A 13428-nucleotide genomic window follows, 5' to 3' on the forward strand; every position below is an offset into this window, starting at 1 on the left:
GTGTTGGTCTAGGTCAGCAATACACGAGCCAATTTAGGCGTGGTGGATGACAGTTTCATGTCGATGTCGCTTTTTGCTCGTTTGAGTCGGTAGGTGAGGGGTAAGCGTAGACCAAGACCAAGTGCCCGGAAGCCCTGGACTTGGCCGGTGTCTTGCAAGTTGTGGGGTGGCGCATTGGGCGTCGCTGTCATCTGTCGGTCATGTGCAATGCCTAGGCTTGCACGCAGTAGCAGGAGCTCATTTGAGGGGCGTTTTGTGCACTCAAACAGTGCTGGTCTAGTCCAGATAGGTAACGTTGATGCGTGATGAGGCAACCAAAGCGGTGACAACCATTGGCCTGGCACTGCAAGAGCAGATCGACCACGGCTTGTTGCCGCCTGCCAGCAAACTGCCGGCCGAGCGCAAACTCAGCGAGTTGTTTGGTACCACCCGGATTACCGTGCGGGAAGCCTTGTTACAACTTGAGGCCCTGGGGCAGATTTATCGCGAAGAGCGGCGGGGGTGGTTTGTGTCGCCGCCCAGGCTGGCTTACAACCTGATGCAACGCAGTCACTTTCACGCGATGGTCAGTGCGCAGGGGCGGGTGCCTTCAACCGAAGTGATTTCGGCGCGGCTGCAGCCGGCTTCGGCGGCGGTGTGTGCGTGGTTGCAGTTGCCGGCGTTGTCCAGCGTGATCCAGATTTGCCGGGGGCGCAGGATTGATGGGCGGTTGGTGTTGTATGTGGAGCACTATCTGAATCCGCAGTATTTTCCGGGGATTCTGGAATGTGATTTGAATGAATCGATTACCGAGCTGTATGCGAGGTTGTATGACTTGCATTACGGGCGGGTGCGGTTTGAGATTGTGCCTACGTCGTTGCAGGTGGAGGCGGCTGCGGCGTTACGGGTGTCGGTGGGGAGCCCGGGGTTGCGGATTGCTCGGGTTAATTATGATCAGCATGAGCGGTTGATTGATTGTGATCTGGAGTTTTGGCGCCATGATGCGATTCATGTTGGGGTGGATGTGGTTTGATCGCTTGACCTGGTACATATCCGTTTCTGCGGTCACGGCCACTTAGGGTTCCGCCCTTACGGCGGGTCACTTTCGAAAAGCGCGAAAGTAACCAAAGCGCTCTTGCCCCACCACTCGGTGCCTCGCCTAGGCTCGGCATGCCCGCACGCAGGCATTGCTCCGTGGGCCGCCGCGATCGGCCATCCATGGCCGTGTCGCGGCTACCCCGGCATCCATGCCGGGGTACCCACTGCGCAATACCTGCGTGCGGCCATCGTGGTTTAACGGGGCGCCTAAGATCAAAATCAAAAGCACGGCGGCCTGAAAGCCGACCTGAGTGGTAGAAGCAAAGGCAAGGTCCAGCAAGGGCCAGAGCGAAAGCAGATCTGCTTTTCTGTGGGAGCTGGCTTGCCTGCGATGGCATCACCTCGGTGTTCCTGAAAGACCGAGTTGCCTGCATCGCAGGCAAGCCAGCTTCCACAGTAGACCGTGCCCGTTTTTGATTTTGCCTTCGCTTCACACCACTCAAGCCGGCCGGTAGGCCGCTGTGTTCTTGATCTGCTTTTGAATTTGATCTTAGGCGCCCCGTTAAACCACGCTGGCTGAACGCAGGCATTGGTCCGTGGGTAAACCGGCAGGACGCCGGTTTAGCCGCACTGGGCCATGGATGGCCCATTGCGGCGGCCCACGGAGCAATGCCGGAGAGAAGGCATGCCGAGCCACTGCGAGGCACCGAGTGGTGGGGTAAGAGCGTTTTGCTTACTTTTGCGCTGTTCAAAAGTGAGCCGCCGTAAGGGCGGAACCCTAAGTGGCCGTGACCGCAGAAACGGATATGTACTCAGTTAAAGCCCCCAGCCTCCAGCCTCAAGGCTTAACACCAGCATACAAATAATCCGTAGCCAACGAAGCCAACGTCCTCACCCCCACCACCAACGCCGACTCATCCACAAAGAACCCCGGATTATGATTCGGCGCCGCCTTGCTCATCTCCTGATCCCGCGGCGTCACCCCAAGAAACACAAAGAACCCCGGCGCCTCCTTGGCATAAAACGAAAAGTCCTCAGCCCCACCCACCAGCGGCCCCTGGATCACATCACCGTTGGCCGCCCACCGCAGGCTCGGCAGCATCTTCTCAGTCAGCGCAGGATTGTTGATGGTCGGATCGTACTTCTCAATGATCGTCACCTCAGCCTTCGCCCCACCACTTTCAGCGATCTTCTCCACGGTCTGGCGCACATCCGCGTGCAGTTTCTGGCGGATGCCATAGTCGTAGGAGCGAATGGTCCCACTCATGTCCACCGACTCGGGAATGATGTTGTAGCGAGTGCCGCCATTGATCGTGCCGATGCTCACCACCGACGGAAACGAAGAAATATCAGTGCGCCGACTGACCACGGTTTGCAGCCCGACGATGGCTTGCGCGCCCACGGTAATCGGGTCAATACCGTTCCATGGCTGGCCGGCGTGGGTCTGTTTACCGAGGATTTTGATGCGCAGGTCGTCGGAGCTGGCCAGGGTCGGCCCCGAGCGATAGGCGATCTGCCCAGCGGGTACGCCGGCCCAGACGTGCAGGCCGAAGACGGCATCCGGCTTGGGTGATTTCATCACGCCTTCCTGCACCATCATCTTCGCGCCCCAGGTATTTTTACCGTCGGGTATGAAGTCGCTAGGGCCTTCTTCGGCGGGCTGGAAGTAGAACACCACGGTGCCCGGCAGGCGGTCGCGCATACCGGTGAGAATTTTCGCCGTGCTCAGCAGGATAGCGGTGTGGGCGTCGTGGCCACAGGCGTGCATCACGTCGACTTCTTTGTCCAGGTACACGCCTTTGGCTTTGGAGGCAAAGGGCAGGCCGGAGGTTTCCTTGACCGGGAGTGCGTCCATGTCGGCACGCAAAGCGACGGTTGGGCCGGGCAGAGCGCCTTTGAGGATCGCGACCACGCCAGTGCGGGCGACGCCGGTTTTTACTTCCAGGCCCATCTCGCGCAGTTGTTTGGCTACAAGTTCGGCCGTGCGCTTTTCGGTGTTGCCCAGTTCGGGATGGGCGTGGATGTCGCGCCGGGTTTCCAGCAGGGCTGGCTCGAGAATTTTAGCCTGGGCGGCGATTTCTTCCCGGGCGCTATCCTGGCCGCTGCTGGCGGCGATGACCGCACTGCTGGCGACGCCGCACAGCAGGCCGAAAACCCATTGATGTGTAAGACCGGTTAACCGCATAAGGACTTCTCCATGATTATTGTTGTTGATCCTCGTGTCGTCCGGGCGGCGCCTATTCTTTCTCTTGCGTGCCTCCCGCCGCCGTCACCACCTGCACGCTCAAGCGTGGTGTTGCCAGGTCCAGTCCGGCTTCGTCCAGATGCCGCTTGAGCGACAGGTTGAACGCTCGCGAAACTTCCCACTGCTTGATCGGCGCAGTCTTGAAGCGTGCGCGAAGAATCGCACTGCCGGACTCGAAACTTTCCACCCCCTGGATCTCCAGTGGCGACCAGATATTGCGGCGCTGCAACGGGTCGTTGCGCATCTTCTGGCCGACATCGCGCATCAGCTTGATGGCGTCGTCGATCTCCATGTTGTAGGGGATCGCCACTCGGAAGATCGCATAGCCGAACTCTCGGGAGTAGTTCTTGATGCTTTTGATTTCGCTGAACGGAATAGTGTGGACGATGCCATCGATGTCCCGCAGGCGCACCGTACGAATGGTCAGCCCCTCGACCGTCCCCAGGTGACCGCCGACGTCGACATAGTCATCAATCGCCAGGGAGTCCTCGATGATGATGAACAGGCCGGTGATCAAATCCGCCACCAGTGATTGCGCACCAAAACCGATGGCCAGGCCGATCACACCGGCACCGGCCAGCAGTGGCGTGACGTTCATACCCATGTTCGCCAGGGCGACGATGGAAGCGATGATGAAGATCGTCACGAACAGCACGTTGCGGATCAACGGCATCATGGTCTGTGCGCGGGCGTTGGCCAGACCTTTGCGCGAGCGGGTGAGCGCGTGGTGAATGGCGGTGTCGGCGAGAATCCAGATCAACCAGGAAAACAGCAACGTGCCGCCGAGGCCGAACAGCTTGACGCTGATTTCATGGCCGTCGCCTTCGGTAAAGCGAATCAATGACAGGCCCCAGACCCGCAGGCCCAGTTCGATAAACGCTAGCCACACCACCAGATGGGCAAGGGTGTAGACGAAGCTTTTCAGGCGTTCGGAATACAGCGCGTGACGCTTGTGCCCACGCTGGGGTTTGAGTGAATGCCGACGCACCAGGCCATTGATCACCATGCACAGCACCAACAACACCGTGCACAGCAGGGATTGGCGCAAGGCGGTACTGGTATCACCGGCGGAGAGGAAGGTGGCGAACAGCGAGATACCCACCAGCAGCAGTGCCGGCAGGTACCAGAAGGTGCCGATGATTGAGAGCGTGTCGCTCAGGGCGCGGCGGGTCAGGCGGCGCGACAGTGGCTGGTTGCGGATCAGGTGCGCAATGGGCCGACGGAAGCGCAGGATGAACACCCCGGTGGACAGCGCGGCCATGACATTGGCGATGGTCGCTGTCGTGTGGGCCAGGTGGGCGCCCAGGCTTTCCGTCATGCGTGGGTCGCTCAAGGCCTCGCCGAACGCAGCGAAACTGCCGATCCACCACAGTGGGCGGAACGCCTGGTGACGCAGGATGTACAGTGCGCGGTGGCGGTGAGGACCGTCCAGTACCGAAAAGGCAATGACGCAGATCGCCGAGAAACAGGTGCCCACCACCAGTGCATAGGCCAGCATCATCGCCAGGGATTTGCCCAGGGATGAAGGCAGTGCGTAGCTCAGGTAGACAGTGATCACCAGAGCAATCAGCCAGGGGCCCAGTTTGCGCAGGGCAAAGCGCAGCATGTCCCAGGTCCTGGGGTGTTGCGGCAGTTCTTCACTGAGGCCGAAACGCTCGCGCACCCGATGGCTGATCCAGATCAGCGCGGCGGCCAGCAGGCTCCAGAGCGCCAGGATCACGGCAAAACCAAAGATGATCGGTAACCATTCACTGGCTGGGAGCATCAGTGCCGTCAGTTCGTCCTTGGCTTGGTCGACTTCGTTGGACCAGCGGCTCACTGGGCTGTCGGCCCCGGAAAACTGCTGCTCAAGACTGCTCAGGGTGCCACCGATCAAACCGAGTACACCTTGTTCGGCTACGGGTTGGGCTTTTTGCGTGGTCTCGCGCAACTTCTTCAAGTCGCTCAGCAGCTTGGTGCGCTGCTGGTCGTTTTCCAGGGTCTTGATCACCTCGTCGAGGGATTGCCCCAGAGGCACGTCGGCCTGCGGCTGGGTTTTGTTGGTGTTGCCCAACAACCCTGGCAGGCCGATGGCCTGGGCAGGGGCCATGGGCAGCAGGGTCAGCAGGCAAACTAGTAAGCAATAGGGCAGGGCAAACAGACGGGCAAGCACGAGGCGGTCAACCTTAACAACGACGAATTGACCGAGTGTACGAGGCCGCTATGCCCAATGCGAGTGCATTTGTTACTCGGCGAGCTTGGCGAGGATCTTGTAAACCACAGTGCCGAGGATCAGCAGCATGCCGATCCACATGCTGAACACGCCAAGGTTCTTGTCGCGGAAATTGAAGCCGACGGCCAGCAGGATCATGCCCGTGAGGATGGGAATGAGCATGGAGTGGAAGGCGGACATGGTGATCATGGGCGACGGCCTTGTCGTTGGGGGATGAGTATAAGTCTAGGCCGGTTTGCGGGAAGTGGGGTTGATGTGTGTCAGAAATAACACCTGTGGCAAGCCCCCTCGCCACAGGATGTGAGAGTCAAGGCAAATCGCGACTCGCGTAGAACGCGCCCAGCACCTTTACCAGGTGCGCCAGGTCATGGCTGCCGCACAATTCACGGATCGAATGCATGGCAAACGTCGGCAGGCCGATGTCCACAGTACGCACACCCAAGTGGCTGGCGGTGATTGGGCCGATGGTCGAGCCACAACCCATGTCGCTGCGCACCACGAAGCTTTGCACCGGCACTTCTTCGGCCATGCACAGGTGACGGAAGAACCCGGCGGTTTCGCTGTTGGTGGCGTAGCGCTGGTTGCTGTTGACCTTGATCACCGGGCCGGCGTTGAGCTTCGGGCCGTGGTTGGCGTCGTGCTTTTCGGCGTAGTTGGGATGTACGCCGTGAGCGTTATCGGCGGACACCAGCAGCGATTTCTGGATGGTGCGTACGAACTCGTCACCGTCGGGCAGCAGGCGGCGCAAGGTCTGTTCCAGCATCGGGCCATCGGCACCGCAGGCGGAGCAAGAGCCCACTTCTTCGTGGTCGTTGCACACCAGTACACAGGTTTCTTCGGTGTTGCTGGTGAGCAAGGCCTGAAGACCGGCGTAGCACGACAGCAGGTTGTCCAGGCGGGCGCCGGCGATAAAGTCGCCATTAAGGCCAATCACTGCGGCGCTCTGGGTGTCGTAGAAGCTCAGTTCATAGTCGAGCACCACGTCGGCATTCAGGCCGTGCTCGCGGGCTAACTGCTCGGTGAGCACGGCGCGGAAGTCCACGCGCTCGTCACCGGCAAATTGCGCGAGGATCGGTGGCAGTTCGGTCTGGGCATTGATCGCCCAGCCCTGGTTGGCTTCACGGTTCAGGTGAATGGCCAGGTTGGGGATGATGGCGATGGGCAGCTTGAAGTCGATCAACTGGCTTTCGACCTTGCCGTCGCGACGGAAGGTGACACGGCCGGCCAGTGACAGGTCGCGGTCGAACCACGGTGCCAGCAGCGCGCCGCCGTACACTTCAACCCCCAGTTGCCAGAAGCCTTGGCGTTGCAATTCGGGTTGTGGCTTGACTCGCAGGCATGGGCTGTCGGTATGGGCGCCAACCAGGCGAATCCCGCTTTGCAGCGGCGAGTGGCGGCCGAGCTTGAAGGCAATGATCGAGGAGTCGTTGCGGGTCACGTAATAGCGACCGTTGGCCTCGGTAGTCCAGGTCTCACGCTCGTCCAGACGCTGGAAACCCGCAGCTTCCAGGCGCTGAGCAAGGGCCGCAGTGGCGTGAAATGGGGTAGGGGAGGCCTTGAGGAAGTCGATCAGGCCTTGGTTCAACTCTTCGCGCATAAGTAGCTCCAGACAGCAATGCGCGGAGTTTACCGTATTGGCTTGTTTTGTGTGGGAGCTGTCGAGCCCCAGCGAGGCGGCGATGGTGTCGCCTCGGTGTGCCTGAGAAGCCGCAGCGCCTGCATCGCAGCCTCGCTGGGGCTCGACAGCTGCCACATTTTGACCGTGTGCAACCTTTAGAACGGAGCGGGGCACTCGAAGCGCAAGCGCTCACCGCTTTGCGGATGAGTGAAGCTCAGCATGCTGGCATGCAGGCACAACCGCGGCCATGCGGCCAACGCCTGTTCATGGGCATACAAACCATCACCCAGCAACGGATGACCAATGGACAACATATGCACCCGCAGTTGGTGCGAGCGCCCGGTAATCGGCGTCAGCTCCACCCGGCACCACTCGCCGCAACGTTCCAATACCTTCCAGAAGGTCAGGGCGTTCTTGCCGAACTCATGATCCACCACATGCCGGGGCTTGGTGGGCGGGTCGTAGCGCAATGGCAGGTCGATGCTGCCGCTGTCCAGTTCCGGTTGGCCCCAACACAGGGCGGTGTAGGCCTTTTCGGTTTCCCGGTCGTGGAACTGACGAGACAATTCACGGTGGGTATCGGCGTCCCGGGCCAGCAGGATGATGCCCGAGGTTTCCCAGTCCAGGCGATGGACGATACGGGCTTCGGGGTAGCCGTTTTCCTGCAGGCGGGTGATCAGACAGTCCTTGTTGTCGTCGGCGCGACCGGGCACAGACAGCAGCAGGGTAGGCTTGTTCACCACCAGGACAGCGGCGTCCTGATGAAGGATATGAACATTGGACAGCGGCATTAAACAGCCTCGTAACAAACGCCAACGGCGGCTCGCTCACCCCGTTCCCATAAAGAGATCAAGGTAACCGAGCCGCCGTGGCGACCGCCTTTTCGATCAACGATCAGGCAGGGTGATATTGAGTTCCAGAATCGAGCAACTGCCGTCATTTTCCAGGGCGACATGTACGTCATCGTTACCGATATTGACGTACTTGCGAATCACCTCAACCAGTTCCTTTTGCAAGGCAGGCAGGTAATCCGGCGTGCTGCGTTGGCCGCGTTCGTGCGCCACGATGATCTGTAGACGCTCTTTCGCTACCGACGCGGTGCTTGGCTTTTTGTTGGCACGAAAGAAGTCAAGAAATTTCATTGTTTAGTTGCCTCCAAAGATACGCTCGAAGAATCCCTTCTTCGCTACATCGAGGAAGCGATGTTCCACGGTTTTGCCCAGCAAGCGATCAACAGCATCGCTGTACGCCTGGCCGGCGTCGCTCTGGTCGTCAAGAATCACCGGGACGCCCTGGTTGGAAGCCTTGAGCACTGCCAGGGATTCTGGAATCACACCCAGCAGGGTCACGGCCAGGATGTCCTTGACGTCTTCAACACCAAGCATTTCGCCCTTGCTGACGCGCTCAGGGTTGTACCGGGTCAGCAGCAGGTGCTCCTTGATCGGGTCTTCACCTTTCTCGGCGCGCTGGGATTTGCTGGCCAGCAGGCCCAGCATGCGGTCCGAGTCACGTACCGAAGACACTTCCGGGTTGGTCACGACGATGGCTTCATCGGCGAAGTACATCGCCAGGTGAGCACCAGTCTCGATACCCGCCGGAGAGTCGCAGACCACGTATTCGAAGGTTTCCTTCAGTTCGGCGAGGACTTTGCCCACGCCTTCTTTGGTCAGCGCTTCTTTATCACGGGTCTGGCTGGCGGCCAGTACATACAGGTTCTCAAGGCGCTTGTCCTTGATCAGGGCCTGTTGCAGGTTGGCTTCGCCGTTGACCACGTTAACGAAGTCGTAAACCACACGGCGTTCGCAGCCCATGATCAGGTCGAGGTTACGCAAACCGACGTCGAAGTCGACGATGACTGTCTTGTGGCCGCGCAGAGCGAGGCCGGTACCGATAGCGGCGCTGGTGGTGGTCTTACCCACACCACCCTTGCCGGATGTAACCACGAGAATCTTGGCCAAGGTGTTTCACCCCTAAGGAAAAAGGACTTTTAGCCCCTGAAAAACATCTCTTGAAACTCGCTGCAGGCGGACAGCCAGTGTAGGAATGGGATGAAAAAAGTGTGGTTTATTCAAAATAAACAGCACTTTCCAATTATTCCTACGCAAGTTTTGCCGTTTTCGCTGTGCTATCAGAGTCTAGAGATGCTTGGAAAATGCGGCAGTATCCGTTAAAGACGGACGATGTTCAACACATCGCCCGACAGGCTGACTTGTACCCCGGCCCCCCACAGCGGATCGCGGCGCAAATCTTCTGAAACCTTGTACTGGCCTGCGATCGACACTAGCTCGGCGGTCAACTGCTGGCAAAAAATCCGGGCCTTGGTGTCACCCTTGATGCCGGCCAGTGCACGACCCCGCATGGGACCGTATACATGGATATTGCCATCGGCGAGAAGTTCCGCTCCAGGGCTGACGGGGGCGATGACTACCAAATCGCCACCCTGGGCATAAATCTGCTGCCCGCCGCGAACGGGCGAGGTAATGATCTTGGTTGGCTTGATCGTGGGCTCCGGCGGTTTCTCCGGTTTTTTCTTCACCTCGCCTTCCAGCGGGTCCAGCGCACGCTCGCGAGCGCCGGACGGTGGCAATACAGGCAATTCAATGGCAATGGCGGCGGCGATGTCTTCGATGCGGTTGGCACGAATCGCCAGGGTGCGCAGGCCATGGGAACGGCACACACGCATCAATCCCGGCAGATCGACCGCGCCTTGACCAGCGGGCAGTTTGTCCAGGGCCAGTACCAGCGGGGCGTTATTGAAGAAATTCGGCGCCAGGGCGACCTTGGCGGCGAGCTGGCGATCCAGGGCGTCGAGGTCGTTGCGGGCCAGTTCCAGCACGGTAATGGCGAGCATGCTGCCTTTCAGCTGGAACACGGGATCTTGGTCTAGCGGTTCGGTTTGGCTCATGGTCGGCATAAAGCGGCTTGTCACGAAAAGTGTCGAGACTTATAACGAGAACATCCGCTAGCCGCAAGCCGAGTCGAACCGTTGTAGAATGCGCGGCCCTTGTCTTTACCGGAATCTGTAATGGATCGCCCGCGTTTTCGAGCTGTATTTTTTCACCCGCGTTTTTGGCTGTTATGGCTGGGACTCGGCTTGCTGTGGCTGATCACACAGCTGCCGTATCGGGCTTTACTGGGGATTGGCCGCTTGCTCGGTGCGGGAATGTACCGGGTGGCGGGTGAACGTCGCCGCATCGCCGCGCGAAACCTGGAGCTGTGTTTTCCGGAAAAATCCGCCAAAGAGCGTAAACGTCTGCTCAAGGAAAATTTTGCCTCCACCGGTATCGCCTTCTTCGAGATGGCCATGAGCTGGTGGTGGTCCAAGCCACGCCTGGCACGCCTGGCCCATGTCGAAGGGCTTGAGCACCTCAAGCAGGCCCAGTTGGAAGGCAAGGGCGTGATCTTGATGGCCCTGCATTTCACCACCCTGGAAATTGGCGCCGCCTTGCTGGGGCAAAAGCACACCATCGATGGCATGTACCGCGAACACGGCAACCCGTTGTTCGATTTCGTCCAGCGCCGTGGCCGCGAGCGGCACAACCTTGATTCCTTGGCGGTAGAGCGCGAAGACGTGCGCGGGATGCTCAAGCTGCTGCGGTCCGGCCGCGCCATCTGGTACGCACCTGACCAGGACTACGGCGCCAAGCAAAGCGTGTTTGTGCCGTTGTTCGGCATTCAGGCGGCGACCGTCACGGCCACCAGTAAATTTGCCCGCCTGGGCAAGGCGTTGGTCGTGCCCTTTACTCAGGAGCGCTTGGCGGATGGCAGCGGTTATCGCTTGGTGATCCACCCGCCACTCACCGATTTCCCGGGTGAAAGCGACGAAGTCGACTGCCTGCGTATCAATCAGTGGGTGGAGGCGTCCGTTCGCGAATGCCCAGAGCAATACCTGTGGACCCATCGCCGCTTCAAGAGCCGGCCGCCGGGTGAGCCTAAACTGTATGAAAAGCGCCGTCGTTGATGTGATGTCCCTACGCACCATGGAGTGATGCAATGCGCCCAGCTGAACCGGTCACAGGCTTGATTCTTTCCGGCGGCGGGGCGCGAGCCGCCTATCAGGTGGGGGTATTGGCGGCGATTGCCGAGTTGTTACCGCCGGGGGCAGCCAATCCGTTTCCGGTGATCGTTGGTACATCGGCGGGGGCGATCAATGCGGTTAGTCTGGCCAGCGGTGCGATGGACTTCAAGGCCGCGATCCTGCGGCTGACCGCCTTCTGGCAGGGCTTTCGCAGCCATCTGGTGTTACGCAGTGACTGGCCCGGGGTGATCCGTCAGGCCAGTCGATTTTTTGGTCACAGCCTGTTGGGTTTCGGGGCACAGCTGCCGGTGGCGCTGCTCGACAGCTCGCCGCTGCGGGATCTGCTTCAAGACAAGCTGCAACTGGAAGGTATCGACGAAGCGATCCGGCACAAACACCTGCATGCGGTGGCTGTCACGGCCTTCGGTTACGAGTCGGGGCAGGCGGTGACGTTCTACCAGGGCGGCGGCACCATCGATGCCTGGCTGCGTCATCGGCGTATCGGTGTGCCCACTCAGTTGACGGTTGAACATCTGCTGGCCAGCTCGGCCATCCCGTTGTTGTTTGCACCGGTCAAGCTCGATCAAGAATATTTCGGCGATGGTGCGGTGCGCCAGTCGGCACCGATCAGTCCGGCGTTGCACCTGGGGGCCAGCCGTGTGCTGGTGGTCGGCGTCAGTGGCAACCCGCGAGGGCTCGACCCTTCAAATCCCCTACAGCGCACCTACAGCGGCCTGGAGCCCACCCTGGCGCAGATTGGTGGGCACATGCTCAACAGCACGTTCATCGACAGTCTGGAAAGTGACATCGAATTGTTGGAACGCCTGAACCAGTTCAGTCGTTTGTTGCCGGTCAACAGTGCTGCACAAGGTCTGGCGCCGGTGGACGTGCTGGTGATTGCGCCGAGCCAGCCTATTGACGAGATTGCTGCCCGTCATCGCCAGGAATTGCCAGCGGCGTTGCGTCTGTTCCTGCGCGGCCCGGGGGCCACCAAGACCAGTGGTGCGGGGGTGCTCAGTTACTTGTTGTTCGAGGCGGGGTATTGCAGCGAGTTGATTGAACTGGGACGGCGGGATGCGTTGGCCAAGCGCGAGGAGTTGAAGCAGTTTCTTGGCCTGGAGAGTACGTTGTAGCCGCTGCCGAGGCAGGATGCTGCGATGGGCTGCGTAGCGGCCCTTGGGGCGGTCCTGCGGACCGCATCGCAGCCTCGTACCTCGGCAGCGGCTACAAAATATGACAGGCGGTCAGAAGTGATACTTGACCAGCAAGCTCGCCGTATCCTGATTGGTCTCGAATGCGCCCGAATCCTGGATGCCGTACTTGTTCTTCCAGTAGTCGTATTCGATACCGACATACAACTGCTTCTCGCCCCAATGCAGCGCCTTGCCCAGGTCATACTTGATCTGCGGGTTGAAGTGCAGGTTGGCGTGGTAAGTGCCACGAGCGTTTTTGTCGTTGTCCACCACCCAATCCATAAAGCCGTCGATCAACACATTGGAGTTGCCCACAGGGATGGTGTACGACCACACCGGCGTGATCTGCCACACGCCGTCTCCCGGGCGATTGCCTTCGGTCTGGCGCTGGTAGAAGTTCAACTGGAAGTAGTCGAAGCCGGGGATGTTCAGGTCAAAGCCTGGGCCCAGCAAGTAGGACTCATTGTCGCCTTCGCCGAACTCGTACGTGAACGCCAGCAACACGTCCTTGATCGGTCCGAAGGACAGGTCCGTATCAAAGATCTTGCCGAAAGACAGGCGCGGGCTGAACTCGCCGTAGTAAGTATTCGGTCCGACGTTGCCGTCTTCCTTGCCGTTGTAAAAGATGCGGTCGAGGAAGAAGAAGTTGTCGCCATACTTCCAGGCATCGGCATGCTCAAAGGTGACCGTTTGCTGGATTTGCGGGTTGACGGTGAAGTTCTTGCCCCACAGATACGTCAGGCTGTTGTTCTGCCACTGCAGCAGATCGCCGGCCATGGCCTGGCCTCCGGCCAGCAGGGATCCCGCCAGCATCAGGCTGTTCACAGTACGTTTCATTCGGTTGCTCCCGAGTTATAGGTTTCTGGTTTTTTTTCTAAGCAAACGCTCTGGTGTGGCGTCTTTTGGCTTGCCGCAAAAATCGTCTGTCCGGTCAGCTTTAATGCTTTTAGCAAGAGCTGCGCCAAAGTGTTCAAAAAGCCAATAAAACACCGTCGGCTGCGGTCAACGCAGTCGGGTCCAGGGGTTTTTCGTGCACGTTGGCCGCTGACATCGGGCCGGGATAAGTTGGCCTGGCAGTCAGCTTTTACATTTGCTGTTTTTTTTTGAGTCGACATGAGCGGGCGC

At 59.4% G+C, this 13428-nt stretch carries 13 protein-coding genes; 3 read left to right on the forward strand and 10 right to left on the reverse strand.

Annotated features, from left to right (window positions below):
* The first annotated feature begins 298 nt into the window (after nt 1-298).
* Nucleotides 299-1012 (forward strand): UTRA domain-containing protein, encoded by a 714-nt coding sequence (locus HKK55_RS05100; protein ID WP_169353636.1) that lies wholly within the window; start codon nt 299-301, stop codon nt 1010-1012.
* Between the two features lie 843 nt (nt 1013-1855).
* On the opposite strand, the gene HKK55_RS05105 is transcribed toward HKK55_RS05100, so the two are convergent.
* The 8 genes from HKK55_RS05105 to minC all read right to left on the reverse strand — a co-directional run bounded on the left by HKK55_RS05105 (nt 1856) and on the right by minC (nt 9997).
* Entirely contained in the window at nt 1856-3202 is a 1347-nt protein-coding gene (locus HKK55_RS05105) for an amidohydrolase (protein WP_169353637.1), read from the reverse strand.
* A gap of 52 nt (nt 3203-3254) precedes the next feature.
* Complete coding sequence (locus HKK55_RS05110; protein ID WP_169353638.1) at nt 3255-5414, reverse strand: mechanosensitive ion channel family protein; 2160 nt, start codon at nt 5412-5414, stop codon at nt 3255-3257.
* A gap of 72 nt (nt 5415-5486) precedes the next feature.
* Nucleotides 5487-5663 carry a hypothetical protein gene (locus tag HKK55_RS05115; protein ID WP_169353639.1) on the reverse strand — a complete coding sequence of 59 codons (177 nt, stop codon included), beginning with the start codon at nt 5661-5663 and terminating at the stop codon, nt 5487-5489.
* 118 nt (nt 5664-5781) lie between these two features.
* Complete coding sequence (locus tag HKK55_RS05120; RefSeq protein WP_169353640.1) at nt 5782-7071, reverse strand: M18 family aminopeptidase; 1290 nt, start codon at nt 7069-7071, stop codon at nt 5782-5784.
* Between the two features lie 176 nt (nt 7072-7247).
* On the reverse strand, nt 7248-7883 hold the full coding sequence (locus tag HKK55_RS05125; protein ID WP_169353641.1) for an RluA family pseudouridine synthase: 636 nt from the start codon (nt 7881-7883) through the stop codon (nt 7248-7250).
* A gap of 96 nt (nt 7884-7979) precedes the next feature.
* On the reverse strand, nt 7980-8234 hold the full coding sequence (gene minE / locus HKK55_RS05130) for a cell division topological specificity factor MinE (RefSeq protein ID WP_003175252.1): 255 nt from the start codon (nt 8232-8234) through the stop codon (nt 7980-7982).
* A 3-nt stretch (nt 8235-8237) separates the two neighbouring features.
* A complete protein-coding gene (gene minD, locus HKK55_RS05135; protein WP_169353642.1) occupies nt 8238-9050 on the reverse strand; it encodes a septum site-determining protein MinD in 813 nt (270 codons plus the stop codon).
* Nucleotides 9051-9259: 209 nt separating this feature from the next.
* Nucleotides 9260-9997, reverse strand: a complete 738-nt coding sequence (minC, locus tag HKK55_RS05140; protein ID WP_169353643.1) for a septum site-determining protein MinC — start codon at nt 9995-9997, stop codon at nt 9260-9262.
* A 120-nt stretch (nt 9998-10117) separates the two neighbouring features.
* Between minC and HKK55_RS05145 the strand changes: the two genes are divergently transcribed.
* Together HKK55_RS05145 and HKK55_RS05150 are read left to right on the forward strand one after the other, a co-directional pair.
* Nucleotides 10118-11053: a lipid A biosynthesis lauroyl acyltransferase gene (locus HKK55_RS05145; RefSeq protein WP_169353644.1), complete on the forward strand. Its 936-nt coding sequence runs from the start codon at nt 10118-10120 to the stop codon at nt 11051-11053.
* A gap of 32 nt (nt 11054-11085) precedes the next feature.
* Nucleotides 11086-12243, forward strand: coding sequence for a patatin-like phospholipase family protein (locus HKK55_RS05150; RefSeq protein ID WP_169353645.1), 1158 nt, complete (start codon nt 11086-11088; stop codon nt 12241-12243).
* A 111-nt stretch (nt 12244-12354) separates the two neighbouring features.
* Here HKK55_RS05150 and HKK55_RS05155 read toward each other — a convergent pair whose 3' ends face one another.
* Both HKK55_RS05155 and HKK55_RS05160 read right to left on the reverse strand, forming a co-directional pair.
* On the reverse strand, nt 12355-13140 hold the full coding sequence (locus tag HKK55_RS05155; protein WP_169353646.1) for an outer membrane protein OmpK: 786 nt from the start codon (nt 13138-13140) through the stop codon (nt 12355-12357).
* On the reverse strand, nt 13137-13418 hold the full coding sequence (locus HKK55_RS05160; RefSeq protein WP_169353647.1) for a hypothetical protein: 282 nt from the start codon (nt 13416-13418) through the stop codon (nt 13137-13139). The genes HKK55_RS05155 and HKK55_RS05160 overlap by 4 nt, the downstream gene beginning before the upstream one ends.
* Between the last annotated feature and the right edge of the window lie 10 nt (nt 13419-13428).

This window comes from Pseudomonas sp. ADAK18 (assembly GCF_012935695.1).
In the GTDB taxonomy this organism is placed as follows: Bacteria; Pseudomonadota; Gammaproteobacteria; order Pseudomonadales; family Pseudomonadaceae; genus Aquipseudomonas.

Excerpts from the sequence above, each read along its gene's own strand:
- minE (WP_003175252.1), bottom strand. The coding sequence starts at position 8,234 with ATGAAATTTCTTGACTTCTTTCGTGCCAACAAAAAGCCAAGCACCGCG.
- HKK55_RS05120 (WP_169353640.1), bottom strand. The coding sequence starts at position 7,071 with ATGCGCGAAGAGTTGAACCAAGGCCTGATCGACTTCCTCAAGGCCTCC.
- HKK55_RS05145 (WP_169353644.1), top strand. The coding sequence starts at position 10,118 with ATGGATCGCCCGCGTTTTCGAGCTGTATTTTTTCACCCGCGTTTTTGG.
- HKK55_RS05105 (WP_169353637.1), bottom strand. The coding sequence starts at position 3,202 with ATGCGGTTAACCGGTCTTACACATCAATGGGTTTTCGGCCTGCTGTGC.
- HKK55_RS05160 (WP_169353647.1), bottom strand. The coding sequence starts at position 13,418 with ATGTCGACTCAAAAAAAAACAGCAAATGTAAAAGCTGACTGCCAGGCC.
- minC (WP_169353643.1), bottom strand. The coding sequence starts at position 9,997 with ATGAGCCAAACCGAACCGCTAGACCAAGATCCCGTGTTCCAGCTGAAA.
- HKK55_RS05115 (WP_169353639.1), bottom strand. The coding sequence starts at position 5,663 with ATGATCACCATGTCCGCCTTCCACTCCATGCTCATTCCCATCCTCACG.
- HKK55_RS05150 (WP_169353645.1), top strand. The coding sequence starts at position 11,086 with ATGCGCCCAGCTGAACCGGTCACAGGCTTGATTCTTTCCGGCGGCGGG.
- HKK55_RS05125 (WP_169353641.1), bottom strand. The coding sequence starts at position 7,883 with ATGCCGCTGTCCAATGTTCATATCCTTCATCAGGACGCCGCTGTCCTG.
- HKK55_RS05155 (WP_169353646.1), bottom strand. The coding sequence starts at position 13,140 with ATGAAACGTACTGTGAACAGCCTGATGCTGGCGGGATCCCTGCTGGCC.
- HKK55_RS05100 (WP_169353636.1), top strand. The coding sequence starts at position 299 with ATGCGTGATGAGGCAACCAAAGCGGTGACAACCATTGGCCTGGCACTG.